General features: G+C 47.9%; 23 protein-coding genes and 1 riboswitch. Of the genes, 15 read left to right on the top strand and 8 right to left on the bottom strand.

All coding sequences use genetic code 11. The features are described from left to right. Positions 1 to 138 precede the first annotated feature (138 nt). From ASG89_RS08360 to pdaA, 4 genes are all read left to right on the top strand, one after another. Entirely contained in the window at positions 139 to 1,686 is a 1,548-nt protein-coding gene (locus ASG89_RS08360) for a sensor histidine kinase (RefSeq protein ID WP_057310147.1), read from the top strand. Next, positions 1,679 to 2,101: a response regulator transcription factor gene (locus tag ASG89_RS08355; RefSeq protein ID WP_057310146.1), complete on the top strand. Its 423-nt coding sequence runs from the start codon at positions 1,679 to 1,681 to the stop codon at positions 2,099 to 2,101. Before ASG89_RS08360 ends, ASG89_RS08355 begins: the two co-directional genes overlap by 8 nt. Next, complete coding sequence (locus ASG89_RS08350; protein ID WP_057310145.1) at positions 2,098 to 3,219, top strand: HD-GYP domain-containing protein; 1,122 nt, start codon at positions 2,098 to 2,100, stop codon at positions 3,217 to 3,219. The genes ASG89_RS08355 and ASG89_RS08350 overlap by 4 nt, the downstream gene beginning before the upstream one ends. A gap of 108 nt (positions 3,220 to 3,327) precedes the next feature. Next, complete coding sequence (gene pdaA, locus ASG89_RS08345) at positions 3,328 to 4,098, top strand: delta-lactam-biosynthetic de-N-acetylase (RefSeq protein WP_057310144.1); 771 nt, start codon at positions 3,328 to 3,330, stop codon at positions 4,096 to 4,098. 491 nt (positions 4,099 to 4,589) lie between these two features. On the opposite strand, the gene ASG89_RS08340 is transcribed toward pdaA, so the two are convergent. Next, positions 4,590 to 5,492 carry a peptidylprolyl isomerase gene (locus tag ASG89_RS08340; RefSeq protein WP_057310143.1) on the bottom strand — a complete coding sequence of 301 codons (903 nt, stop codon included), beginning with the start codon at positions 5,490 to 5,492 and terminating at the stop codon, positions 4,590 to 4,592. A 269-nt stretch (positions 5,493 to 5,761) separates the two neighbouring features. Between ASG89_RS08340 and trxB the strand changes: the two genes are divergently transcribed. The 3 genes from trxB to tpx all read left to right on the top strand — a co-directional run bounded on the left by trxB (position 5,762) and on the right by tpx (position 7,643). After that, complete coding sequence (gene trxB, locus ASG89_RS08335) at positions 5,762 to 6,733, top strand: thioredoxin-disulfide reductase (protein ID WP_057310142.1); 972 nt, start codon at positions 5,762 to 5,764, stop codon at positions 6,731 to 6,733. Next, the gene (gene trxA, locus ASG89_RS08330) at positions 6,723 to 7,034 is read left to right on the top strand and encodes a thioredoxin (RefSeq protein WP_057310141.1); all 312 of its coding nucleotides are present in this window, start codon (positions 6,723 to 6,725) and stop codon (positions 7,032 to 7,034) included. Before trxB ends, trxA begins: the two co-directional genes overlap by 11 nt. Positions 7,035 to 7,112: 78 nt before the next feature. Next, positions 7,113 to 7,643 (top strand): thiol peroxidase, encoded by a 531-nt coding sequence (tpx, locus tag ASG89_RS08325; protein WP_057310140.1) that lies wholly within the window; start codon positions 7,113 to 7,115, stop codon positions 7,641 to 7,643. A gap of 897 nt (positions 7,644 to 8,540) precedes the next feature. Here the strand turns inward: tpx and ASG89_RS08320 are convergent. Further along, complete coding sequence (locus ASG89_RS08320) at positions 8,541 to 10,886, bottom strand: UvrD-helicase domain-containing protein (protein ID WP_057310139.1); 2,346 nt, start codon at positions 10,884 to 10,886, stop codon at positions 8,541 to 8,543. Between the two features lie 89 nt (positions 10,887 to 10,975). Between ASG89_RS08320 and ASG89_RS08315 the strand changes: the two genes are divergently transcribed. After that, positions 10,976 to 11,818, top strand: a complete 843-nt coding sequence (locus tag ASG89_RS08315; protein WP_057310138.1) for a YihY/virulence factor BrkB family protein — start codon at positions 10,976 to 10,978, stop codon at positions 11,816 to 11,818. A 134-nt stretch (positions 11,819 to 11,952) separates the two neighbouring features. Here ASG89_RS08315 and ASG89_RS08310 read toward each other — a convergent pair whose 3' ends face one another. The 3 genes from ASG89_RS08310 to pyk all read right to left on the bottom strand — a co-directional run bounded on the left by ASG89_RS08310 (position 11,953) and on the right by pyk (position 15,134). Further along, positions 11,953 to 12,135 (bottom strand): hypothetical protein, encoded by a 183-nt coding sequence (locus ASG89_RS08310; RefSeq protein ID WP_057310137.1) that lies wholly within the window; start codon positions 12,133 to 12,135, stop codon positions 11,953 to 11,955. A gap of 258 nt (positions 12,136 to 12,393) precedes the next feature. Then, a complete protein-coding gene (gene uvsE / locus ASG89_RS08305; protein ID WP_057310136.1) occupies positions 12,394 to 13,341 on the bottom strand; it encodes a UV DNA damage repair endonuclease UvsE in 948 nt (315 codons plus the stop codon). Between the two features lie 380 nt (positions 13,342 to 13,721). Beyond that, complete coding sequence (pyk, locus tag ASG89_RS08300) at positions 13,722 to 15,134, bottom strand: pyruvate kinase (protein ID WP_057310135.1); 1,413 nt, start codon at positions 15,132 to 15,134, stop codon at positions 13,722 to 13,724. Between the two features lie 125 nt (positions 15,135 to 15,259). Between pyk and ASG89_RS08295 the strand changes: the two genes are divergently transcribed. After that, entirely contained in the window at positions 15,260 to 16,042 is a 783-nt protein-coding gene (locus ASG89_RS08295; RefSeq protein WP_057310134.1) for a helix-turn-helix transcriptional regulator, read from the top strand. Between the two features lies 1 nt (position 16,043). On the opposite strand, the gene ASG89_RS08290 is transcribed toward ASG89_RS08295, so the two are convergent. Continuing rightward, the gene (locus ASG89_RS08290; protein ID WP_057310133.1) at positions 16,044 to 16,760 is read right to left on the bottom strand and encodes a DUF3105 domain-containing protein; all 717 of its coding nucleotides are present in this window, start codon (positions 16,758 to 16,760) and stop codon (positions 16,044 to 16,046) included. 201 nt (positions 16,761 to 16,961) lie between these two features. Here ASG89_RS08290 and ASG89_RS08285 point away from each other — a divergent pair, with 201 nt between their 5' ends. The 4 genes from ASG89_RS08285 to ASG89_RS08270 all read left to right on the top strand — a co-directional run bounded on the left by ASG89_RS08285 (position 16,962) and on the right by ASG89_RS08270 (position 21,620). After that, a complete protein-coding gene (locus ASG89_RS08285; RefSeq protein ID WP_057310132.1) occupies positions 16,962 to 18,407 on the top strand; it encodes a methyl-accepting chemotaxis protein in 1,446 nt (481 codons plus the stop codon). A gap of 71 nt (positions 18,408 to 18,478) precedes the next feature. Beyond that, positions 18,479 to 18,588, top strand: a riboswitch (TPP riboswitch). A 140-nt stretch (positions 18,589 to 18,728) separates the two neighbouring features. Beyond that, complete coding sequence (locus ASG89_RS08280; protein WP_057310131.1) at positions 18,729 to 19,325, top strand: ECF transporter S component; 597 nt, start codon at positions 18,729 to 18,731, stop codon at positions 19,323 to 19,325. 4 nt (positions 19,326 to 19,329) lie between these two features. Beyond that, positions 19,330 to 20,832: an ABC transporter ATP-binding protein gene (locus ASG89_RS08275; RefSeq protein WP_057310130.1), complete on the top strand. Its 1,503-nt coding sequence runs from the start codon at positions 19,330 to 19,332 to the stop codon at positions 20,830 to 20,832. Then, positions 20,823 to 21,620, top strand: coding sequence for an energy-coupling factor transporter transmembrane component T family protein (locus ASG89_RS08270; RefSeq protein WP_057310129.1), 798 nt, complete (start codon positions 20,823 to 20,825; stop codon positions 21,618 to 21,620). The genes ASG89_RS08275 and ASG89_RS08270 overlap by 10 nt, the downstream gene beginning before the upstream one ends. A gap of 46 nt (positions 21,621 to 21,666) precedes the next feature. On the opposite strand, the gene ASG89_RS08265 is transcribed toward ASG89_RS08270, so the two are convergent. Both ASG89_RS08265 and ASG89_RS08260 read right to left on the bottom strand, forming a co-directional pair. Beyond that, positions 21,667 to 22,062, bottom strand: coding sequence for a hypothetical protein (locus ASG89_RS08265; RefSeq protein ID WP_057310128.1), 396 nt, complete (start codon positions 22,060 to 22,062; stop codon positions 21,667 to 21,669). A 124-nt stretch (positions 22,063 to 22,186) separates the two neighbouring features. Beyond that, positions 22,187 to 23,554 (bottom strand): S-layer homology domain-containing protein, encoded by a 1,368-nt coding sequence (locus ASG89_RS08260; RefSeq protein ID WP_057310127.1) that lies wholly within the window; start codon positions 23,552 to 23,554, stop codon positions 22,187 to 22,189. A 239-nt stretch (positions 23,555 to 23,793) separates the two neighbouring features. On the opposite strand from ASG89_RS08260, the gene ASG89_RS08255 reads away from it, so the two are divergent. Further along, positions 23,794 to 24,507, top strand: coding sequence for a FadR/GntR family transcriptional regulator (locus tag ASG89_RS08255; protein WP_057310126.1), 714 nt, complete (start codon positions 23,794 to 23,796; stop codon positions 24,505 to 24,507). Between the two features lie 123 nt (positions 24,508 to 24,630). Next, entirely contained in the window at positions 24,631 to 25,857 is a 1,227-nt protein-coding gene (locus ASG89_RS08250; protein ID WP_057310125.1) for an MFS transporter, read from the top strand. Positions 25,858 to 26,382: the final 525 nt, after the last annotated feature.

Raw genomic sequence — 26,382 nt, 5'->3', positions numbered from 1 at the left:
CTCCTATATATAGCGAAACTATGTTATAGTTTTTATAGTTCTAAATGCCTATGACCTTAAGACTAGATAATTCACTATTGTATAACACATTCTTCCAAATTACCATTAAGATTACCTAAAGTTTAGGAGCAGGTAGACATGTTTTTGCAAAGGAAAACTGGCTTATATGTATTTCTTGCCTTCAGATGGGCGTTGCTACTGATAGGGCTCTTAATACATGCCCGAAATAACCCAGTTACACCTGAGTTGCTGTTGACGACCGTTCTTTTCCAAACGATATATAGTTTTGCTCAAATTAGAAACATGAATCGAACAAGATGGCTAACAGCGCTAGCAGATGTATGTTTTGGTCTTTATGTGATTAGCCAAACGGGGGGGATTTCGAGCCCAGTTCTGGTATACAGCTTCGCTGGTTTGATTATGTTCAAAAGGTTTGTAACATGGAACATATATTATTCCATCCTACTCGTGTATTCGCTGCTTATTCCCCTGTTATTTTCCCGTTCAGCTTCATTGTCGATGTATGGGTATATGATGGAGCATTTTAATTATAGCTTTGTTGTGCTCATCTTCTTTATTTGTATGGGCTCGATCCATTACGGGATAAAGGTTGTTCGCCAAGAATACAGGAAGCTCATGATGGTCTATGCAACTAGTTCTTATGCGGCTTCGGCTAAGAATCAGGGCGTGGTCGCTTATTCGGAAGGTGTGCTGAAGAAGGTGTTAGATGACCGCGAAGTCATTCTATGCTTAGCTGGTGCAAGCGATTCTGAAAAGCTTCAAAGCTGGAGACAGACGTACTATACGAATTATTTGAAACAAAATAGACCCTATTCTTTCAAAGTGTATGCGGACGTGCCTTCTCCCGCAGGAGAGGTTGTGCCATTTTATATTGAAACGCTTAGGGATCGTCAGGGGAATGTCTACGGTTGGTTACTTGTGAAGGCACATAAAAACGAATTGACAGTTCTACATAAACTGTATATTCACTTTCTTCTCATCCGATTGGAAGCAGATCAGTTTGTCAAAGGGGAATTGGCGTATGCAGCTGAGACGGCCGTTGCGAAAGAACGGGACATCATCGCGCAAAATATTCATGATGGGATCGCACAGGAACTGTTCTTTATCTCTATCCAGCTGTTCCAATTAAAACAAGCTCTTCCGGCAGATGCTCGTGAGGAGACACTTCCTTTTGTCATAGAAGTTGAGAAAAAGGTCAAAGAGAGTCATCGTGGAATTAGGCAGTTCATTATTGAATTGAAGGATGAGAAAAGAAAAATTAATCTTCATCATGCTATAGAGAAGCTGCTGCAACGAGTGACAGAGCATACTGAGGTAAAACCGACTTTTGAGAAAATAGGTTGGATTGCACACGAACAGCTGGATATTGAGGAAGCGATATATCATTTGGTTGAAGAAGCGGCGAATAACGTCATCAAGCATGCCAAAGCCAAGCATATTTATGTGCAAATCGAGGTTACGAGTGTGCAATGGGCGATCACAATCAGGGATGATGGGGTGGGAATGAAGTTGTCTAGAGGGAATTCAGGAGGAAGATACGGACTGGGAGGCATGGAAAATCGAATTAAATCCTTGAATGGCGCGATTTCTTTCCACTCAGAACCCGGTAAGGGTACTACGATTACGGCTTATATTCCACGTGAGAGGAGTATGGCTTATGTTTAAAGTCGTCATTGCCGATGATCGGAAGATGATTAGGGCAGGCCTTCACATGCTGCTTGAAAGTTGTGGCTCATACACCGTAGCAGGAGAAGCATCTGACGGCAATGAAGCCGTAATACAATCACTGGCACTAATGCCTGATTTACTTCTTACAGATCTCAAAATGCCTGGGCGATGCATCATTGAGGGTGCCAGAATATTGAAAGAGCGGCTACCGCGTATAAAAATTATTATCTTAACCGCATTCGACGAAAGTGAAGATATTTATCGTGCCTTTAAAGCGGGTGTGGACGGATATTTGATGAAAGACACCAGTCCAGAGACGATTCTGTCTACCATCCATGAAGTGATGAAGGGGACCTCTATGTTTCAACCCAAAGAGAATAGTTCTAACCTGACGAGGGAGAATTTGCTATGAACATTGTGCAGCGATTTAGTAGTCAACCGATTCATCAGCTATGCATGTTTATCATTGGCAGCATGGCTACACTATGCACATTGAGTGGTTTATGTTACTGGCTTATTAGTAGAAATGCAGAGTCTCATTTATATATGTTGACATCTGCAACAGTATCCCTATTCGGGTGGGCGATGTTTGGCTTACAGCACCTTATGCCCAAACACAGTCGGTATTCGAAGATGATTGCTCCTGCCTTAATATTTCTGGTAATTGTTATGATCACCTTATATAACCCGTTGACCTTACAGCAAATGTGGGTCGCCCTTATTTTTTTTCCAATTATGCTTAGTTTGTTAGTTGAATTCAGGATTTACATGTATGGCTCGCTCTTATTCTTGCTTTATTTTATTAGTTTTCAAATATTGGGGCCAAGCGTTACGTCAAATGGCGATACTTCATCTATTATCATGGCGACAACCAAAGGTGTTTATGCACTGGGTTGTATCATTTTGGGAGTTATTATTCAAATCTCCTTACATCAATATAAACGTAATGCAGAAGCGACTGCTTTTCAGAGACAGAAGCAGCAGGTGATCAATATGCTCCAATCCTTTATCTCTGTAGGAGAGCGGAAAACGCAAACCTCACGCAAAGAAATTGGTGAAATGAGTGCGTTGCTGAAGAAGCTGGTTCATGCCTATGGCGGTCTGCGTGTGCAGGAGTGGGAAATTGATTTGCTTTCACTGATGCATTTTGTAAGCAGAGTGAAGCTGCCGGATTATATGTTTGAAAAAGAAGGTAAATTGACGGAATTTGAGTTCGAAGTTGTACAAGAACATTGCTATATGGCGAGGGAATTATGTGAAGGTATTCCGGAATTCCGGGAAGTAGAGAAGGTATTCTTGTATCATCATGAAAAAATAGATGGAACCGGCTATCCGTTTCGTCTAGAAGGTGCTCAAATTCCTATCCTATCCCAGATGCTTGGTATTGTAGAAATGTACCTTGCTATGACGACGCCGCGTTCCTACAGGCAGGAAACCTCGAAAAAGGAATCCTATGCGGAGATTCAAAAGCTAACTCATTTGTCGTTTCGAGCAGACATTGTAGAAGCATTCGGTAAAGTGATCGATTGAGGTACAAACACATAATCTCCTGCCGTGGTGTGGCATATTAGTAACAGTCCCAGTTGGCTGTAACTCGCCACAACTCATCACACAAGGCAAGGAGTGCATGACATCCATATGAAAATCTTGCGTATTTTCCTATTTTCCCTAGCTCTTATGGCCGGGCAAATGACCATGGTCTCCGCGGATGGAACCTACCACTTTGGTTTCAAAAAGAGTGTCAACGGCCAGCCGCCATCGATCGATGAAGAGGGATTCAAGGGCCTCTTGAAGCAGCACGGCGCTGTTTTTACAGGCGATCAGTCACAAAAGGAATTGTACTTAACCTTCGATAACGGGTATGAACAAGGCTATACAGGTCGAATTCTGGATGTGCTCAAAGAGAAGCAAGTGCCGGCTATATTTTTCGTAACGGGTCACTATATTCGGACAGAACCAGAACTTTTGAAGCGCATGGCAGCCGAAGGCCATCTGATCGGCAACCATTCATGGAGCCATCCCGATATGAGCCAGATTCCGGCGGAGCGCATACAGAAAGAGCTGAACCAAGTGAAAGACGAGGTCGCCGCGGTGACGGGGCAAAAGGAAATGCACTATCTGCGCGCTCCGCGAGGCATATTCAACGACCGCTCGCTGGCTGTCAGCCAAGGACTGAACTACACGAATGTATTCTGGTCCGTTGCGTATCGCGATTGGGAGCCCAAGCAGCAGAAGGGCTGGGAGTATGCCTACAAAAACGTCATGGCGCAGCTGCATCCAGGCGCTGTCATTCTGTTGCATTCCGTATCCAGCGACAATACGGAAGCGTTGGGCAAGATCATTGATGCCGCGCGTGCGCAGGGCTACCAATTCAAAAGCCTGGACGACATGAAGCTTCGCACACCGTAAAAGTATAAGAAACCCCCCCTTAGCTGCAGCTAAGGGGGGGTTGGTGTTGTTAGGGGAGCGGGTGTCGAATTCGGGCAGCAGGTGGTGCTCCAATCCGACAATCCACCGTCGTACCCGAGAGTAACTAGATGTTTGCCAATCCACCGTCGCGCCTGAGAGTAACTAGTTGTCTGTCAATCCACCGTCGCACTTGGAGTCGCCAGTTATCCGCCAAACCACCGTCCACCGAACTCATTAACTGGATTTTATACAGCTATTTCTGCGGATTTAGCTTAAATTTTCGAAATAGATGGATTTCATGTAGCTAAATGGCGCCATTTTACTAGGAAAGCAGAAATTAGTTAGGAATAACTGGATATTTTCCATCTAAATTGGATTTCAGATGAAAAAGGCACAAATTAACTACTTATTTTACAGTTATTTCAAACAGACTCATCAATCCTGTCGGACGCAGGGCGGTCGCCCGCTCATTTCAGCCAGAACTAGGTTGTCTAAGCTAAGTCGGCCAAGTTGTTTTCAATCTTTGCTTCGGATTTCTTTTGTTCCAACCAAGTCTGGGAAAGCGTTGAGATCTTCTGATCGACTAATGTTTGTTTAATCGTAGCGGTTTTGTCTGCAAGCGTTGGTGTTGAAGCAGCTTTATGATCCGTTACTTTAATAACATCATAGCCTGTTGCCGTTTGTACTGCAGAGCTTAGACCGCCTGTTTCCAAAGCAAATGCCGCGGCTTCAAACACCGGATCTCCTTGTCCTGCTGAGATATAGCCAAGATCTCCACCTTTATCCTTCGATGCTGCATCCGTGGAGCTTTCCTTCGCAAGTGCTGCGAAATCTCCGCCGCTCTTTAACTTCGCAATAATGGCCTCAGCCTCAGCTTCCGTCGCTACAGAGATATGGGAAGCTTTCACTTGTGCGGGCACTTTTAATGATTCTAAATTGTCATCATAATATTTCTTGATTTCATCGTCAGTTACGGTGACTTGTGGTTCCAAAATCTTCTTCAGCATCACTTGGGATTGCATGTTTTTCTTCAAATCGTCTAATGTCATGCCATAGTTGGCAAGCGCTTGGTTAAATTCATCCTCCGACCCATACGTAGCTTGAATCGTTTGAATTTCGTTCGTCACATCGGCATCCGTAATCTGGATTCCGGCTTTCTTACTCTCTTGGTTGATAAGTTCTTCGGTGATCATGGAGTCTAATGTTTGCGCTCCGCCACTTGTTACCAAAGCGTTATACAGCTTAGTCGTGCTAATTTCAACCCCGTTGACTTTGGCAACGGCTTTCTCGTCGTTATTTTTAGAAACAGGTGGAAATACCGAAGCGTAAGCGATCAAACTGACCAAAAGGGCGGATGAGGTCCATACCCATAGGCGATTATTTTTTGAATTCATGTATATACTTCCTCTCGTGATGTGGCTGTTAGTGTCGTTCTCGTTCTGAACCCCATTATGCCTGACCAAGCTGAAGGAAGTATGAGCGTAAGCTGAATGTGAGCTTAATAGATAATGGTAGTGCGCATCGTTAAATTGTACACAATTAAATTGTTGACAAAACAAATCGAAATTGATATGATTCGTTCATAAGATTTGTTGAAAATTTAATTGCACGCAATGTTAATCTGCGACATCAGCACCACCATAGTAAAAAAGGAGGAATTCCTATGCATCACAAAGCGATCATTATCGGAACAGGACCTGCGGGACTAACCGCAGCCATTTACTTAGCAAGAGCGAACATCTCACCGCTTGTTATAGAGGGCATACAGCCAGGTGGTCAACTGACCACGACAACAGAAGTCGATAACTTCCCAGGTTTCCCTGATGGGATTACAGGACCTGAGCTAATGGACAACATGCGGAAACAAGCGCTTCGCTTCGGGGCAACGATTCAGTCGGGGCGCGTAACAGAGGTGGACTTCTCTAAACGTCCATTTACCTTATTTCTTGAGGATGGCGGACAATTGACCGCAGACTCGGTGATTATTTCAACAGGTGCAACTGCTAAGAAATTAGGCATACCTGGTGAAGCCGACAATATTGGCAAAGGGGTAAGTACTTGCGCAACGTGTGACGGATTTTTCTTCCGGAACAAGAAAATCATCGTCATCGGCGGTGGAGACACCGCAATGGAAGAGGCACAGTTCCTGACTCGATTCGCTTCCGAGGTGCGTGTGGTCCATCGTAGAGATGATCTCAAAGCTTCGAAAATCATGCAGGATCACGCTCGCGGCAATAGTAAAGTAGCTTGGAGCTTGAATCGCACACCACTTGAAGTGGTGGCAGGTCCGATGGGTGTGACAGGACTGAAAGTCCACAATAACGCGACAGGTCAAGAAGAGTTGCTTGAGGCGGACGGGATTTTCCTAGCCATCGGGCATACCCCGAACACGGGTTTCTTAGGCGGGCAGTTGCCAACCGATGAGCTTGGTTATTTGCAGGTGATTCCGGGTACGTCTCAAACGACAATCCCAGGGGTGTTCGCTTGTGGCGATGTACAGGATCGAATTTACCGCCAAGCGATTACTTCGGCAGGCAGCGGCTGTATGGCGGCGCTCGATGCCGAACGCTTTATCTCTGAGCAACAAGCGAATGTAGAGCACGAAGTACAAGGAGGAATGAGCTATGTCCGTTAATCATATATCTGATGCTACTATTCAAAATGAAACAGGTGCCGGTACCGTCCTCGTCGATTTCTGGGCGCCATGGTGTGGTCCTTGTAAAATGATCGCTCCGATTCTAGATGAACTATCAGCCGAAATCGGTGACGCTGCGAAAATCGTTAAAATCAACGTCGATGATAACCCAGAATCCGCTGCGAAATACAACGTGATGAGTATCCCGACCTTACTTGTTTTTAAAGATGGGCTAGTGGTCGATCAGCTGGTTGGGTTGCAGAGCAAAGAAAAGTTGAAAGCTGTTATTGCAGCGGTTTAAGTTAAGCCGTACATCATAAAACGTAGGAACACATTCACGAAAAACAACCATTCACATATATCTTAGGAGGTTTATGATATGACACAGACACACATACAAGAACGCACAGGGGTAGCTACCCTTGGAGGAAATCCGATCACTTTACTGGGGCCAGAAATCAGAGTAGGGGATCAAGCACCAGATTTTAAAGTAAATAAGGACCTGATGACCGAAGTCAGTCTGGCGGATTATGCGGGCAAAGTGAAGCTCATTTCCGTTGTGCCATCCGTTGATACAGGAACATGTGACGCTCAGACGCGCCGCTTTAATGTAGAAGCCGATAAACTTGGTGACGACGTCGTTATTTTGACGATTTCGGTGGATCTGCCTTTTGCACAAAGTCGTTTCTGCGGCGCTGCCGGTATCGATAAAGTCGTTACTCTTTCCGACTACAAAAATCGCTCATTCGGTCAAGCATACGGTGTGCTTATCAAAGAGATCCAGTTGGATCAGCGTGCAATCTTCATCGTGGATGCGAATGATACGGTTCGCTATGTGGAGTATTTGACTGAAATGAGTAGCCATCCGAATTATGAGGCGGCTTTGGAGGCGTTAAGAACGTTAGTGTAAAATGTCTATGTGAAATATCGAGATGAAAGAAAAGAGCAGTCATCCCTTGTGGGATGGCTGCTCTTTGTGGTGCAAGGGCATGGGCCGGGTCGGCGGAGTTGCGGTAGCGCACAAAAATTGTGCGCAAGGGTAGTAGCTCGGCCGGCGGAGGGTAAGCTAGCGCACAAAAATTGTGCGCAAGGGCAGTAGCCGGGCCGGCGGAGGCAAGCTAGCGCACAAAAATTGTGCGCAAGGGCAGTAGCTCGGCCAGCGGAGGCAAGCTAGCGCACAAAAATTGTGCGCAAGGGTAGTAGCTCGGCCAGCGGAGGCAAGCTAGCGCACAAAAATTGTGCGCTAGGGCAGTAGCCGGGCCGGCGGAGGCAAGCTAGCGCACAAAAATTGTGCGCAAGGGCAGTAGCTCGGCCAGCGGAGGGTAAGCTAGCGCACAAAAATTGTGCGCAAGGGCAGTAGCCGGGCCGGCGGAGGCAAGCTAGCGCACAAAAATTGTGCGCAAGGGCAGTAGCNGGCGGAGGGTAAGCTAGCGCACAAAAATTGTGCGCAAGGGCAGTAGCCGGGCCGGCGGAGGCAAGCTAGCGCACAAAAATTGTGCGCAAGGGCAGTAGCTCGGCCAGCGGAGGCAAGCTAGCGCACAAAAATTGTGCGCAAGGGCAGTAGCCGGGTCGGCGGAGGCAAGCTAGCGCACAAAAATTGTGCGCAAGGGTAGTAGCCGGGCCTGTGGAGGCAAGCTAGCGCACAAAAATTGTGCGCAAGGGTAGTAGCCGGGCCGGCGGAGGCAAGCTAGCGCACAAAAATTGTGCGCAAGGGCAGTTGCTCGGCCTAGTCCGGCCAGCTGATGTTTAACGGCTCCTGTAGCAGGGTAATGTTGTATTCAATACAACATTACCCTGCTACAAGCCGCTACCGCCGCGCCAGCGCGATCTCGCGGCTGCCCTTGACCATGCCCGCGCCGCACAGCGGGCACGCCTTCGCCGCGAGTCGTGCCTCCTGCGGCGAAGAGATCCGCGACCAGGCTTTGCAGCCGGTCGCGCCGCACAACCAAGCCGCGACCCGCTCGGTCGCGGTCGCAGCAGTTCCAGCCACGGCTACGCCAGTGGCTGCCCGCCCGGCCGCAGCTCCGCCAGCGGCCGTGAACCCGCCAGCCGGCTTGCTGCGGCTGGTCACAGCCCCAGCGTCCGAGCCAGGGAACGCGGACAATAGAAACCGGGAAGGCTCCGCCTTCTTCCCGCGGTAGAACGCCGGCGAGCTAATCAGCAGCTCGCCTTTGGCCCTTGTCACGGCGACATAAGCCAGTCGCCGTTCCTCCTCGAGCGCGGCAGCAGCCTTATCCCGCGCAACGACGCCCGCCATTTTGACATCGTCCAAATGGCGGGCATCGAGTGCCGATGAATGCGGCATATTGCCTTCAATCGCACAGAGCAGGTACACGATCGGGAACTCCAGTCCCTTCGATTTATGAATCGTCATCAGCGAGATTTTATCGGCGAATTGTTCTTTGTTTTGCATCCGCATTTCCGTGCGTTTTTCCGCTACTTCATGGATAAAATAAAGGAACTGCTCGACCGTGTTGAACCGCTTAGCGGAAGACTCCAGCTCATCCAGCGTTTCTTTCAGCATTTCACGATGTTGTGTAAGCTTGCTACGCTTATTGGTTTCCAGAAACGCATCGTAGAAATCCTTACGAATCGCTTGAATGGCCGCGAGCGGTGTCATCTCTACGAGGGTTTTGATCAGACGGATGCGGGCTTTCAGCTTTTCTTTCTGAAATTCCTTTAACTGTGGAAGCCCTAGCAGATGGATTAAAGGCCACTTTTTCGCCTGAACCGCTTCTTGATCTTGAATAATACGCATGCCTTGGTCTCGTCCAATATATAATGAGGGGAGGACCCCTTCGATGGCTTCGAAATTTCGACGCTCATGGGCAATCCGCAAATGGTCAATAATCGGCTTCACCATCCACTGTTCATAGAAGGAATCGTTCGTACCGTAATCGACAAAAGGGAGGTTATGCAAAATCAGCGCCTCAATGATAGCCCGACTGTTGCTCGCCGTCCGATACAAAATCGCAAAATCCCCAAACTGTTTGCCGCCCTCAGCCACCTTAAGCCGAAGATCGCCGATCAACCAATCAGCCTCATCATCGCTGTTCGCAGGTTTCACATAATGTGGCTTTAGCATGCTTTCCTTGGTGGCTAGAAGCGTTTTGGATTTGCGCTGCACGTTATGCTTAATAATCGCATTGCCTAAGCCAACAATACTTGACGTCGACCGATAATTAATATCTAGCGTAACGGTTATTGCAGTAGGGTACTGCTCATGGAATTGCAAAATAAATTCATTTCTCGCTCCATTAAACGAGTAAATCGTTTGGTCATCGTCACCTACAACCATTAAATTCTGATGGACGGCTGCAATCATTTTAATAATTTCATATTGAACGGTATTCGTATCTTGGAACTCATCGACACTGATGTATGTGAATTTGCGCTGCATAGAGCGGAGAATGTCGGGATTTTGGAGGAGAAGTTGATACGCTTTGATCAAAATATCATCGAAATCGATCTTCTGTTGCTCCATTTTCCACTGTTCATACTGTAAGAAAATTTTCTTTACTTCCTGTTCTTCTTCCGTACCTTCAGGGAGATCTTCAACTTCGATGAGCTGCATTTTGTAAGAGGATAGCAGGGAAATAAGAACTTCAGGCTGATACGTATCCTGTAGACCCATACTAAGCATAATTCGTTTAAAAACGATTTGCTGAAAGCGGCCATCGCTCAGAATCTCTTGCTGCAGCCCATTCATCCGCAATAATCGCAGGCAAAAAGCATGAAACGTCCGCACCTGCATCACGTTAGCCATACTCGCATGAAGACCGGGCATCGTCGTAAGACGTTCCCGCATTTCTTCAGCAGCTTTTTTGGAAAACGTAATAAGAAGTAGGTTCGCAGGCTGTATCTGATGAACACGGAGCAAGTAGGCGACGCGGCACACAAGTACCGTCGTTTTCCCAGAACCTGCACCAGCTAGTGTGAGCAGCGGCCCTTTGAAGTGCCTGACAGCCTTGATCTGAGCTTCATTAAGAAGGATGCCGTGCTCCTCTAGATCACGGAAAAAATAGCTATCTGCATCTGAATCAGGCACAAGCTCCGTGCTGTTCGTAAGAAGTGCCATTGTCGCATGAGGCACGGGGCGTTCTGTCGTTGGTTTAAAGCCTAACGGCGTTGTATACATAGGAATGGAATTCATGTGACCACCTGTTTCATAACAATGTTACTTGCAAGACTGAACCATCTATTCTACCACAATTATAGCCGTATGAAAGGAAAAATAGCTGTATGGTTAAATCTTACGCTAAATTGCTATGGGGGCAGTTCAATGAACACGATGCCACCGGGCTGGCCGCGCAGTGCGCATACTATTTTCTGCTCTCCCTTTTTCCATTACTGCTGTTCGTGATGAGTTTGCTCGGCTACTTGCCGTTCTCCTCTGACGACGTTATTGGCTTGATTCGGGAGTACATACCGGGTGCTGTGGCAGGGTGGCTGGAGGAAACGCTCAGTAATCTGCTCAATGTCAAAAGAGGCGGCACACTCTCCTTCGGTTTAATCTTGGCCTTAGTGAGTGCCAGCGCGGCGATGAACGCCATTGTCCGGGCGGTCAACAAAGCGTACGGATTGCCAGCTCGTAAAAGCTTCATTCACTCTCGCTTCTTAGCTATCATGCTTACGTTAGGTATGTTAGTTGTGATCATTTCGGCACTGCTGCTCAGCGTGTTCGGTCACTGGATTGGGGATTGGTTGGCGGAGCACGTCCATGTGGCGACTGCCCACATCGAGCTGTGGAATAATTTGCGCTGGATTATTAACTTTGTCATTATTTTTGTCGTATTCGTCGGCATTTACTATATCGCACCCAACACCTGTTTAACGTGTAAAAGCGTACTGCCAGGCGCCTTATTCGCCGCCATCGGTTGGCAAGGAACGTCGCTTGCGTTCTCCTTCTATGTCAACAGCTTTACCAACTACAGCGCGACGTATGGCAGTATTGGAGGGATCATTGTGTTGATGACCTGGTTCTACATCTCAGCGCTCATTATCATTATCGGCGGCGAAATTAACGCCTTGCGCCATGTGAAAAATATACACAAGGCCAATGAGGCCATGGATAAGACGGAATGACGCGTGCTTGTTTCACGCTAGAAACGAAATATTATTTGTCGGCTACTTCTCACTCTTATACAATTCCTTCATAAGTTCTGCTAAATCCTTACTAGGCTTAACAGGCTTGTTATCAACAGTAGTAGGCGTTAAATTCAACATTTTTTTCCTTTTTCAAATAACGTGACATGGAACAAGACACCATCAAATTCTTTTTGGTCAGGATTGGGAATCATTTTCAAATGACGGACGTTTTCAATCCATTCTCTAATCATCGACGTATTAGTAATAGATTTTCGGTTCCCGTTGCTGCCACTAATCATTTCAATGGCATCCACTTTTGTAATATCACCTGGGTAAAACGTTTCTAGTTCTTTTGGTGTTGTATCCGTTGACTTCGCATTAGACAGGTTATTACTTTGACATCCACATAGCACGATGAAAATTGTGACAATGATCCATACAACTATGAGTTTTCTTGTTATTCGTCATTCCCCCTTTTAAGTCTAAACGCTTATATTGGTAAGGATGTTTCAAGTAAATGTAATAAGAAAAGACCAACTTGGGTGAATACCCTTATTGGTCTTTTTGTGAACTCACCAGCTCAAAACCCCACCCTCTAACCGCTTCACGCCGCGGATTTTGCCAAGCTGCTCCGCAAGTCGGAACAGGGCCAAATCCTTCACCTTCGCTTCAATCATGACGTCGATGCGGGGGAGATCAATTTCTTTGCAGCTTTTGAGAAAAGCCGTAAGCATCTCTGGCTCGATGTAATCCGAATGGGAGCGAAATTCCTTCTCGCTCTTGGGCGAGGATACGTGGATTTTCATCGGCAGTTCCCCCCATGTTTGGGCGATGTGGGGGAGCAACTCGATGGGAGAAATGGCGGAGGGATTGCACCAATCGTGGTGCAAATCCAGCATGCAAGGGCGCTGCAGCCGCTGACTTACAGCAAGCGTTTCCTCCAACGTGTAGGTTTTGTCGTCGTTCTCGAACGTTAACCGCCGCATCGCAGTCTCGGGCACTTTCGGCGCATTGTCGAAAAGCTTCTGCGTCGCAGCCTCCTTATCGCCATATACACCGCCAACATGGATGTTAATGATGGCTGTTTCGTCTAGCCCCATGCCATCCAAAATAGCTGCATGATAATTCAAATCTTCGATCGCCGCAGCAACGACCTTATCGCTTCCGTTGAGCAGCGTGAATTGATTGGGATGCATGCTGAGCCGAATATCGTGCGCCTTCGCGAAGTCACCGAGCTTGCGAAGCTCGTCGGCGTACTCTCCGGCAATATCAATCCGCACATCTGGGTGAGTGGCCAGGGGGATTAGCGCGGATGATAGGCGAAACAAATGAATGCCATGCGCGGCATTGTAATAGAGAATTCGCTGCGTAGCTTGGAGGTTCTTGCGTCCAATCTCAATGGCACGTTGCATGGCCTCTTCGCGCGGCCGCTCGGAGAATAGCTTATACGTGAACGTCGAGCTAGGCGTGTTATTATAAATCGCCATTGCAGTAGATACGAATCTAAGTCGAATAATCACGTGCGTGCGTCCTCCGTTGCTTGATAGTTAATAGTTCCTCTAGTGTACCCCTTTTTCTAGTTAGCTTTCTAACAAGTTTTCATCGTGGTGCTGCAGGACAGTGGGGAGACGTGCCATCAAAAAACCTCCCACTCCATAGGACACAATTGGAGGGGAGGACTATTGGTTTGCGATAAGCAGGTTATCTAACTGTATTTCGGACTTACTCGGAAATAACGGGAGTTTATCCAGTTATTTCGCTGCACGAGCCGTTATCGCCGAAAATAGATGGAGGTTTTCCATCTAACCGTTCCAGGGGCGACGGGGGAGGTGTGGTTTCCCGTTATTTGCGACGAGTAGGCGGAGGCGGTGGCAGCCACCAGCCACCCAGGGAGAAGTCCCTAAACCCGCTCAACCTTCAACAGGTTGGTTGTACCGGACTTCCCAACCGGAATACCCGCGGAGACGACAGTGAGGTCGCCTTTCTTCACATAACCAAGCGTCTCCGCTTGGTCGATTGCAGAGCGAATCATCGCATCTGTCGATTCGCAGAACTCACCAAGAACAGGGATGACACCCTGCACCATGCTCAGTTGGCTGATCGCGTGCTGGCTGTTCGTTACCGCGATGATCGGTGCTTCTGGGCGGTATTTGGCGATCATCCGCGCCGTGAAGCCTGTCTCTGTCGGTGTTAGAATCGCCGCAGCATGCAGCTTGTTCGCGGAGGATACAACCGCTTGGCACAACACTTCTGTGATTTCGTTGTTGGATTGCAGCTGTGCGTCAACCAAGGAGCTACGCACCATGGTTTGCTCAACACGTTCAGCGATGGTCGCCATCATCGTCACGGACTCGATCGGATATTTCCCAGCGGCTGTCTCGCCGGAGAGCATCACAACATCACTGCCGTCAAGTACGGCATTGGCCACGTCACTCACTTCTGCGCGAGTCGGACGCGGGTTGCGCTGCATGGAATCCAGCATTTGCGTAGCTGTAATAACTGGCTTGCCAGCTAAGTTACAAGCGCGAATCATATCTTTTTGAGCAATTGGAACTTCCTCAGTCGGAATTTCAACACCCAGATCACCACGGGCAACCATGATGCCATCGGATGCTTCCAAGATGGAAGCGAAGTTCGTCATGCCTTCTTCGTTCTCAATTTTGGAGATGATTGGTGTCAAACCAGCGCCGTGCTGTTCCAGAAGCGCGCGAACTTCACGAACATCGTTTCCGTTACGAACGAAGGACATCGCGACGATCGAAATATTTTCTTCAACACCGAATTTGATGTGCATCACATCGCGCTCTGTCACACCTGGCAAGGAGGTACGTACGCCTGGCAAGTTAACGCCTTTGCGCTGCTTCAACTGAGCAGGGTTCAGGACGCTGCAAGTCACTTCGGTACCGTCAATCATTTCAACGCGCAGCTCGATGGAGCCATCGTCGATCAACACAAGATTGCCTGGCTTAACATCCTGCGGCAAGCCTGGGTAGTTTACAGATACACGGCTGGAATCGCCAATAATTTGCTCAGTCGTCAAGACGATGCGATCGCCTGTTTGCAAGTCATAGGAAGCATCTTTCAATTGACCGATGCGGATTTCGGGACCTTTGATATCCATAAGAATTGGGATAATAACACCCATTTCTTGAGCAGCTTGGCGTACACGCTGAATACGACCGCGGTGCTCGTCCAAATCGCCATGTGCCATATTTAAACGCGCGACGCTCATGCCGGCGCCAATTAATTCTTTCAAGGTTGAGACGGAGTCGCACGCAGGACCCATCGTACAAATGATTTTCGTTTTACGCATTGTGAAGGACTTCCTTTCGAATGTAGGAGATTAGTTGGCTTCATTATATGCCTTATTCATGCGATTTTCTATGAACTATAGTATGATGTGTGTAGTATAGTATGATGAAACGAGGGGTAAATCCTATGCAGCTAACGAGCTTTCACTATGATAAAAGCAGCACCTGGAACGAGGAACAGCCCAATATACGTTCGGACTGGACGCTTGTATTCATGATCTATGGCCGCTGTGTATATTGGATTAATGAGAAGAAACAAGTGTTAGAGAAAGGGCAATGGCTGCTTATCTCAAGCGAAACTCCTTTCTATGGCCGTAGCGTACCAACGAAAATTCATGAGAAATTTGTGCTGCAATTTGACGCACAAGCAGCTCAAGACATTTTTCCTCTGCTTCAACAAGCGTCCTACACTTGCAGGCAGACCGGTAAGTTCGACATCATCGCAGATCGGCTGCGCTTGATTCATCGCGGCTGGCAAGACAAACAGCCCTATTACATGGCGCTATGTGAAGCGCATCTGCAAGAGCTGTTTGTGTATCTCCAGCGAGAGTGGGATCAAGTTGCCACTACCTCAGCAACCGCGCTTCTCGTGGAGCAAATGAAAGGCTATATCCAGAATCATTATCGCGAGCACGTCACCAAGGACGAGTTGGGCACCTGTATCTCCCGCTCGCCGAATTATGCGGCGACGCTTTTTCGTCAAGTCACGGGTCAAACCATCAGCGAATACGTTCACGTTACAAGGATCAAAACAGCCGTCTACATGCTGCGCCATTCCGCTCTGACCGTCACCGAAATCGCCGAGTTTATCGGTTATAGTGATCCGTCTTATTTCTATCGCGTATTCCGAAGAATGACAGGGTTAGTGCCAACCGAACTCGTTTCAGATCGGGAAACAATTCGTAAATAATTTACATCGTTCCGCCGCCAAGGCGTATGTTCGCAGGAATTTGCTCAGGACCTTTGTTAATATAGTCGTGAATGAACGTGCCTACACTAGCTTCATCAAATTTGGCGAGGTTCATTGTTTTCGTCCAAGCCGTAACGACGACCTCTTGATCGGCAGGTACATCAGGATTCGGAACCGCAAGAACACCTGCACCAGCCGTCTTGAAGTGGGTCAAATATTCTAAGCGATCTTTCAGCTCTTTCGGTGCATCGGGATGGTAATGAATGATGATATCGCCGTGCTCCAAGTTGTGGACAAGCATCTCGTAACCAGGTCTTTCCTTGTAGAAACCGAATTTCAAATCATGCGGGCTATGCGTACCTGAAGTAGGGATTTTCATCTCGTACATCAAGGTTCCATCTTTATGATCGCGTCCATAGTCTTTATCTGTCGTGACCTGAATGTTGGCTTGGGAATTTAGCTTATCTAGACTGTATTTGCCCGCGGAGCTTTGAATAAGTGAAGTACCGACGCTGCCGAGAGCGATAATGAGCAAGGCATGTGAAATCAGTTGCCAGGTCTTATGCTTCTTTTTCAAGGCTTGCTTTTCAGCCTTTTTCAATCTCGAGGTGTTATCCTTGTTAATTCTTGCTGCGAGCACATAACCAACGATGGCTGCAATGAATAGAGCTAGTCCGATATAGAGCAATATAGTCATCATTTCAATCCCTTTCTGCATCGTGGAATCATCCACGCTGTATAAGTTCTTTTGTTGAAAAATAATAAGTACACTACAAATTGTAGTTTTTATAGGGGGTGGAAGTCAACTTCTAATGTTTTCCTGATATTGGTATTCAAAATAGAGGGTTTGAAGCGCTTCTTGTTGAATAGCGTAGAGAAATGTCTGATATTGTAGAAAGTTATATAGGGGGAGTCACGATTGACTGATCAACTGCTTGAATTAAACAGAAGGAACAGCTTAATGGTTAAGCTTTTATGGGCGTGCCTTGCCCTTGGAGTCGCGGCTGCCTATACATCCGCCTCCATGATGTTAACCCTTTGTTCAGTCGGCGTACCGATTGCCATTATCTGCACGATTTTAACCTGGAAGAAGATTGCGATTCCGTATACAAAGTATTTTATAGCGGTTGGGATGAATGCGATTTCTTATTTTTTCATGTCCCATAGCGCATCTTTGTTTGGTTTATTTATTTTGTACTTAAGCTTAGCTCTTATTTCTTTATACATGGACTATAAGCCGCTCGTACTGAATGGTGTGCTGGGGCTGATTAATATGAACTATTACATAACGACACTAACGCCACATGTGGATCCGGTTGGGGTTAATGCTTTTTACCTGCTCACGATTATGACTCTCATCGGTCAAAGTCAGATTGGTAAAAGAATGTTAACGAACGTTGGCAGAAGTGCGAAGGAATCGGAATTTGCTAAGATCAAGACGGATGAAGTACTGGCAGGTGTGCGTACAACGACAGAAGTGTTGGGAACATCGAGTGGAAACTTGCAAGAGAATGCTTCGGTAACAGGTAGAATTACAGAGGAAGTTGTTGCCGCTTTTCAAGAAATTACGATCGGTATTGAATCACAAGCATCCAGCATTAACGACATCACTTCGGCTATTCAGAATGTGAACGAGACGGTGGAACAGACCACAGCGGCATCGAACACGATGAGCAGCAGATCTCGGGATACAGCGAGAATGACGAACGAAGGCAAGATCCAGATGGAAGATTTGTCGCTCAAAATCAATGATATCACCGTCATCGTCACCGAGACCTCCGACATCATGAATGAAGTGAATGAAGAAAACGTGAAAATCGGGAATATTGTTTCCACTATCGCAGAAATTGCGAACCAGACGAATCTATTGTCGCTGAATGCTTCGATCGAAGCTGCTCGTGCAGGTGAGCACGGGAAAGGCTTCTCCGTTGTGGCTAACGAAATTCGGAAGCTGGCGCAGAACGCACACATTGCATCGACAGATATTTCAGAAATCCTCGGCTCGATTCAAGCCAAAGTTGTGACAGCCGCCGAGAAGGTTGCCGTTGGCATTACTGCGGTAGAATCCGGGAAGAAGTCGACAGATAACGTAAACCAATTGTTCGAGGTCATTAACACGAATACTGTGGAAGTAATGGAGCAAGCTACGCATCTGCAACGAATGAACCAACAATTACAGATTTCATCGCAGCGTGTAGCGGAAGAGATGACGTCCGTTGCAGCGATTACCGAGGAATCTGCGGCATCCGTTCAAGAAGTGCTGGCTAGCGCGGAAGTGCAGCAGCATCGTGTGCAGAATATCGTAGACAGCATCCGTCAACTAAACGAATTGACGCAAGATCTGAAGCATTTGATCGAGAAATAGATGTGCACGAGGATCTCATGGGAAAAAAAGGATTGCCAAAGAGCGGCTAATCCGCTACAGTTAAGCCAAATGAATAGCAACACGGGTGCTTGATGAAGTCAGGCTGAGATAGTGGCCCTATGCCACTGACCGTTAATCTGATCTGGATAATGCCAGCGTAGAGACCTGATGTGCTTTTTTTATGCACAAATGTTCAAGCCTGCCGGTATTCCGGTAGGCTTTTTTTGACCTTAAGGGGCAAAAGAGACCATGTATCCAAGGTTGGCGTGTTCGCCTATCTCATTGACAAATATGGATTGGGAAAAAGGAGTCGAGAAGAAGATGGAGCAAAGAGAAGCAAGCAAAAAAGGGTTGAAGCTGACGGATATTTTGATCACGATTGTCATTTCAGCTGTGTTTGGTGTGATTTATCGGATTTGGGGACCCATTTATGATCTTATGAAGCCCCTAGGTTTACATGCGGAGCAGTTGAGCTACGGCATGTGGTTCATGGCGGCAACGTTCGCGTTCCTCGTGATTCGCAAACCAGGTGTTGCCCTGTTGGCTGAGGTGGCGGCCGCAACGATCGAGGCCTTGTATGGCGGCCATTGGGGCGTGGCGACGCTCGTATATGGTTTACTTCAAGGTTTGGCTGCGGAGCTGGTGTTTGCCCTCTTCCGCTATCGCCGAGTTACTCTAGGGGTAGCCATACTTGCAGCTTTCGCCTCAGCAATCGTGTCCTTGTTCGTGGATAGCTACTATAATGAGATCGATCAGCTTGCTTTCTGGAATTTTATTTTGTTCATTACCTTACGTTTACTGGGCAGCGCACTGATCGCTGGTGTATTCGCCTACTATTTGACAGGTGCATTGTCCCGTACGGGTGTACTGAATCTGATTCGTCCCGTTTCCAAAAAAGATTACGACGTATTGGGGTAACGAGATGAGCGAAGGAATGAGCGTTACGAATCTGCGGTTAAAATATCCCGGCGATGACGCCCCCCTGATCTTTCAGGGGGTTTCCTTTTCCATCGAGCCCGGCGAGAAAGTACTGCTTCTAGGTCCCAGTGGCTGCGGCAAATCGACCTTGCTTCAGGTCCTGAGCGGAATTGTGCCGGACATGATTGAGCTTCCGCTCAAAGCGGATGAGATTAGCAAGCCTAGCCGGTGGGGGTATGTGTTTCAAGACCCGGATACACAGTTCTGTATGCCTTATATCGACGAAGAGATTGCGTTCGTGTTGGAGAATCAGGAAGTGCCGCGGGAGGATATGCCTGCGCGTATTCGGTATTACTTGGATTTAGTCGGGTTACATGTGCCTGATGCTCATACGTTGATAAGTACGCTGTCTCAAGGGATGAAGCAGCGGTTAGCGATTGCAAGTGTGCTGGCGCTTGAGCCAGAGGTGCTCTTTCTCGATGAGCCTACGGCGCTGTTGGATGATGAGGGCACGAAGCAGGTATGGGACACAATTCGAACCATTAGCGGGGATAAAACACTCCTCGTCGTTGAGCACAAAATTAGCGGCATGCTGGATTTGCTCGATCGTTTGATCATCCTAACACCGGAAGGCAAGGTATTAGCAGATGGACAACCGCTTGCCATGTTTGAGATGTACAAAGAGCAAATGAGGGAGTATGGCATCTGGTATCCCGAAGTGTGGGAGGATTATGCCAAGGCGAATGTGCAGGCGGATGTGAGGAGAGAGGAGGACCAAGCGGATAGGCAGCCCACCAATATGGAGCCGCTGGCGCCCGTTATGGTCTTCCAAGATTTCGTCGGCGTTCGCGGCGGGCAGATCAGGACCTCTGTGGATAACTTTAGCGTCTATCCAGGGGACTGGATCACCGTTGTCGGTGCCAACGGTGCAGGCAAAAGCTCGCTCCTCCTCGCGATCATGCGACTCATTCCAACCCGCGGAAACTGCCAGATCGCGGGTGTGAAGGGCAACAAAGTCGAGCACCTTGCGGAGCAAGTCGGCTTTGTGTTCCAGAACCCGGAGTTCCAGTTCGTCACGAACTCCGTGGAGGAAGAGCTGACCTATGGCTTGCCAAAGGGTCAGCAGAAGGGCCAGTGGGCAGCGGCTGAGCTGCTGCTCCGAGAATACGACCTGCTCGCGCTGCGCGAGCGGCACCCGTTCCAGCTCTCGCTGGGCCAGAAGCGCAGGCTCAGTGTGGCGTCCGCGATGGTTCGCGGGCCACGAGTCCTGCTGCTGGATGAGCCCACCTTCGGGCTTGATGCGCGCGGCACGCTGCGCATGCTCGAGGGGCTGGAGCGGTTGCGCGCCAGCGGGACCGTGATCGTGATGGTGACCCACGATCATGAGATCGTCCAGCGCTGGGCCACCCGCGTCTGGCAGGTAGATGCAGGGCGCGTGACGGAAGTCACGCACGCACCCGCAGTGACATCATCAGTCCCGGGAGGTGAGCCTCTGCTATGCAAATAACGTTTTCCTTTCGTGAAACGTGGCTGCATCGGGTAAATCCAGGTGTGAAGCTCGTCTTGGCGATTGGGCTATTCATCGTGGTCGTCTTCACCCATAATCTCAATATGATGCTGTTCCTGACGTTAGGCGCCTTGCTTCCACTGGCGCTTTTATCCGGACATCCTACGAAGAGACTGCTGCTATATGCGTCGCCATTCTTGCTGATTTTCGTGTCCTCCACAGCGGGGATGATGATGTTCGGTATCGGAGAGACCGAATGGTTTCACCTCGGGATTATTCGAATTACCGAGGAAAGCTTCTACCGCGGGATCCATCTTGGCTTGCGCGGCGTCCAGGTTGCCTCGGTTGGCTTACTGTTTAGCTTGACCACGCGACCTGTCGCCTTGTTCTACGCGATGATGCAGCAGTGGAAGGTCGCGCCGAAGTACGCTTACAGCTTCCTGGCAGCGTTGCGTATGCTGCCTGTCATTCTGGAGGAGCTGCAGACGCTTCGCTATGCGCTCAAGGTTAGGGGCAAGCGCCAGCAGCGGAATCCGCTGACATCGTGGTACACCACGATGCGGATGATCGCTATTCCGCTGCTGGCTCAAAGCATTCGCCGTGCGCACCGGACGGCGGTGGCGATGGAAGCGAAGCGTTTTTCGATGAGTCGTAAACGCACGTATTATTATGTATCTTCCTACTCTGTATTGGATGTATATTACATCCTCTACTGGGTCGTGCTTATTGCTGTATCCTATTGGCTTGCGGTTACGTGGCCGCTGCTAAGCAGTGTAGATGTGCGTTGAAAGAAGAGCAACCCAACTCCTGGTAAGAGGTGGGTTGCTCTTTTTCTCATTGGCCCCATTTGAGCATGAGCGTGACGCGGCAGCATGGATTTCCTGTGATGCGGGGACCAACCACGAATTGTATCGCACTGGGGGAGTAGCTAGTTTCGATGTCAGAATCACTGCCGAAAGTTTTAACAATGCGATCGACTTCTTTTTGGTTGCCGCTCTGAGCATTCGTCATTAATTGACGCGCGATCTCCGGGTCTGTTAGCTTTTTGACGACGATAGAGGCTTCCTTTAACAGATGTTCAGAGGTAACGACGGAGTTAGACAGCATTTTGGTATCAACTGGTGGAAAGTTGCGATCCCACGCCCAGTAAGGTGTATAGTGGTAGGGATGAGCGGGATACAGATGATAATGAACCGGGGGATAGGAGTATAAGGTTGGGTCGTTGTACACCGAGACCGACCCCTTTCTGTAAAATGATGAGCACTAGCAATATATGTAAGATGTGGGCTAGTGTGCGTCCGCATACAAAAAAGCTCCCCAGGCGGGGAGCTGCATGTCTTCGTTCAACTTCACTTTATTTCGTTAGTGTAACGTAGCTTGTCGCTTTTACACCTGATGCTGAAACGGCTGTAAGTTCAAAGTAGGTCACATTCCCCGTTACATGCACGGTACCATCGGAATCAACTGATACCGAGCCAACAGTGGAACCTGCTTCGCCTTGCACGTCATTTGTCATAAATAAAGTGCCTAGAGCAAAGTTGTATTTTGGAATGTCGAGTCCCTCGTATGTGTTGCCATAGCTATCTGTAGCCGTAAGATCCATGGCTGTGTATGCGTCGAAATTAGCGTAGTACACATTGTCTGAAACATTCATTGCCATCGGTTTAGTAAAGGAAATTTCCTTTGCTGTCAAGGTCTTCACAGTCACAGGCTCGCTTTGGACAGTTACGCTGACATGCAGTTGTTTCGCTTCTCCATTGCCAATTTGCACCATAACACTTACGTCAGTGGTACCTGGTTTGTTACCCAGCACGTAGGCACGATGATCGGAAGAAAGACCTACTTTGGCAATGTTGGGATTTGAGGAAAAAACAGACTGTACGATTCCAGGAATTGCAATATCTTCACCAGCAGTTGATGTTAATTTGATTTTGATTTCTTTGGCAAATTTACTTAGCGTTGGATCTTCAGCAATCGTTTGTGTGATGGTGCCTGTAGCCGAGCTAGTCAAACCACTATCAATGACGCTAGCCAAATGGTAATCACCTACAATGGATACATTGCTTGGGTTAGACGGTGATACGACTGGCGGTTTCTGAGCGTTGAATGCATCTTGTGCCACGTACGAGCTAAGAACGAGATCCTCACGTGTCGCGGCTTGGCTGCCTGCTTTGTTTGTTGGATGAATACCAAGGGTAGTTGCTTGATTTACTGCATCGGTGTACCAAGGTGAACTTGTCATCGAAACCTTTTTCCCTAGTCCTTTAAGAAGCACGGTATCTAATTGTGCCGCTGTAACCGATTCGCCAGGCAGGAAGGTTGTATCAGTAACACCGTCGATGAGGCCGGCTTTTTTGGCTGCTTCAATATAAGGAATCGCCCAACCGTTAGCCGAGTCATCCGCATGAACATCCGTGAAGCTGGACACGTTAATCGTAAGATCAACCGGGATATTGTAAATTTTCGTAGCCACTTTAGCGAATTGAGCACGCGTCATATTTTGGGAGATTCCGAAAGTTGTATCCGAGACTCCCTCAAAAATACCATCAGCGATCATACGATCGATTTTCGTTTTCAAGGCGGCGTTACTTCCAGCCAAATCTGTAAAATCAACGCTTGTCTTAACAGCAGCAGAGGCAGGTTGAACAAGTGCCAGAGAAGCAAATAATGAGAATGCCATGGCAGTCGTGGAGATTAGTGTAAGTCTCTTGTTTGATTTCATATAGGGAGGGCCTCCTTGGCATGTTAAGAGTTTGGTGTTTCTAGCCTAGTCTAGCAATCTAGTCATCTCGTATTTCACGTGCTTGTCTTGTTGCTATAACTATAGCTTGCCTGATCATCCACGTCATTGTCAAATTTCTGGCAGTCTCGACAGGTGAGTGCTAAATAAATATGGATAGTAACTTCATATAGAAAAACAGTTCGCATCTATGCTATACTCGCCATACAGGAGATGATCAGATGAATGCGAAGGTTTCTTTCCAAACACTTCGCCGTCCCAAGCTTGTGGACGATGTTGTGTTACAGCTGCAGAAGAAAATTTCGGATGGCGAGCTGCAAATGGGCGATAAGATTCCAACCGAGCCGGAATTAATGGAGCAGTTCGGCGTCGGCCGCTCCACCATTCGTGAGGCTGTTAGGGTTCTTGTGCATGCGGGACTGCTTGAGAAGAAGCAGGGCTTTGGCACATTTCTAACGGGGCATTCCGATGCAGCGATGCAGGAACCGCTCGTTCACCGACTGCGTCGGGCGGAAATTTTGGAAGTCTACGAAGTCAGAAAAATGCTCGAGCTAGAAATATCCAGACTCGCTGCAGTACGTCGCGACGAAGCCGATTTGGCGCAGATGAGTGAAGCATTAGATCAACGGTTGCAGGCGTTGGAGCGCGGGGATACGGACGCTTATTTAGCTGCTGACATGGCTTTTCATCAGGCAATCGCGGTCGCGAGCAAAAATAGCATCGTTGTCGATCTATATCGCTCATTTTCGGCGGTATTGTTGGAAGCTCTAACGAATTTAGTAAAGGATGAGCAGGTTCACGATCACCATCATCTTTTTCACGTGAATTTGTATCAAGCGATCCAAGTTAAGGATGTTGCCGCTGCGGAGCATTGGACGCTTCAGAATCTGGAGGGGACCGTCCAGCAAGTCAAAAAGTTTCTTCAACAGGACTAACTGTAGAGTAAGAATACGGGTAAGAAGTAAGAGTAGGAAGTAAGAGTATGATGGGAGTGGGGTATTCCTTGCCTTTCCCATAATTTCAAACATCAGATGATATGATGATAAGGAGTGATTTTTATGCAAACAGCAACAGGCACAGCTGCTGCTACGAATTCAGCACAGGTACAAGCACGCACGGTTTATGCCATTTTATTTTCGATCAGCTTAGTGCATTTATTAAATGATGCGATTCAGTCGGTCATTCCCGCGATTTTCCCGATTCTGCATGACTCCTTGCAGTTAAGCTTTACACAGATCGGCTGGATTGCTTTCACGCTTAATGTAACGGCCTCCTTGTTCCAGCCCTTAATCGGGTTGTATACGGATGCGAGGCCGAAGCCCTATTTACTGCCAATCGGCGTGGTTTTCTCGCTGTTTGGTATTATCGTACTGGCCTACGCTGGAACGTTCTCGCATGTGATTATGGCCGTTATTCTCGTTGGACTTGGCTCTTCTGTGCTGCATCCAGAGTCTTCGCGGGTCGCCTACTTAGCTGCAGGTTCTCGGAGAGGGCTGGCGCAGTCGATTTTTCAAACAGGCGGGAACATTGGCCAAGCGTTGGCACCTATTTTTACCGCACTTATTTTCGTACCGTTAGGTCAGTTCGGGATTATTTGGTTTACTTTTGCGGCGGCAGCGGGAATTGTGGTTCAGATATTTGTGGCAAAATGGTACAAAGGCGCGCTAGTTGTACGTACCGCTGTGAATAAAACGGCTGCGGTTAAAAAAGCATTGCCTAAGAAGACAGTCGCCTACGCGTTAGGTATTTTGATCATGCTGCTCTTTTCCAAATTCGTCTATGTGGCGAGCATGACAGGATTCTATGCGTTCTATTTAATGGATCACTTCGGAGTCACAACAGGGAAGGCACAGCTCATTATTTTCACCCTATTGGCAGCTGGTGCTCTGGGTACATTTATGGGCGGTCCCTTGGCGGACCGATTCGGTAGACGAAATATGATCTGGTTCTCAATCCTCGGAACAGCGCCTTTCTCGTTACTGCTTCCATTTGCAAGCTTGTTCTGGTCAGCGATTCTATGTGCATGCATCGGGTTCATTCTGTTGTCGGGCTTCTCCGTGATCGTGGTCTATGCGCAGGAGCTGTTGCCAGGCAAGGTGGGCACGGTATCAGGACTTTTCTTCGGCCTGGCGTTTGGCTTAGGCGGAATTGGTTCAGCGGTGTTGGGGACATTGGCGGATGCGACAAGTATCGGCTTCGTGATTCGACTATGTGCCTACTTGCCGTTGTTAGGACTGCTAGCGGCCTTTCTTCCTACGGATAAAAAACTAAATATGACGAGTTAGTCGCGAAAAATAGACGCTTATGAGAATGATAATTATCCTCATCTACTAACTTTTAATCAACTACTTTACAAATGTAAGTGAGTTAGATATAATAAATCCAACAACAAGCTTACATGTGGAGGAGGTTACGAGTATGGGTAAATGTGCATGCGGAAACACACAGAACGGTGAAGGCAACTGCGACGGTTCACACGCTAAAAAAGACAAATAAGGTTTGGCACACATAGAAGATTTGGAAAAGACCCCGACGAGGTTAGGCTCGTTGGGGTTTTTTTTGACGCTTGCACGGATGAACGATCAAAAATTGAAAATGCGAGTGGGAACATGTACATTTAAGTGTAGATGATCTCGTAGGCGGCGATAAAGTACCTGCAGCACCGCCGAAGATGCGCGATTGGGCCGATAAGGCCCAAAATGAATTTAGACTTAGTAGTGGACACAACGAATTGGGGAGTTAGATAATAGACCTATCCAAATTACGAGGTGTCCGAGATGAGTGAATTCCGCCAACGTTACAATCAAAAG

The organism is Paenibacillus sp. Soil766 (assembly GCF_001428105.1).
Taxonomy (GTDB): Bacteria; Bacillota; Bacilli; order Paenibacillales; family NBRC-103111; genus Paenibacillus_E.
The sequence above is the reverse complement of the archived record's forward strand: the minus strand, read 5'-3'. Positions and strand labels throughout refer to the sequence as shown.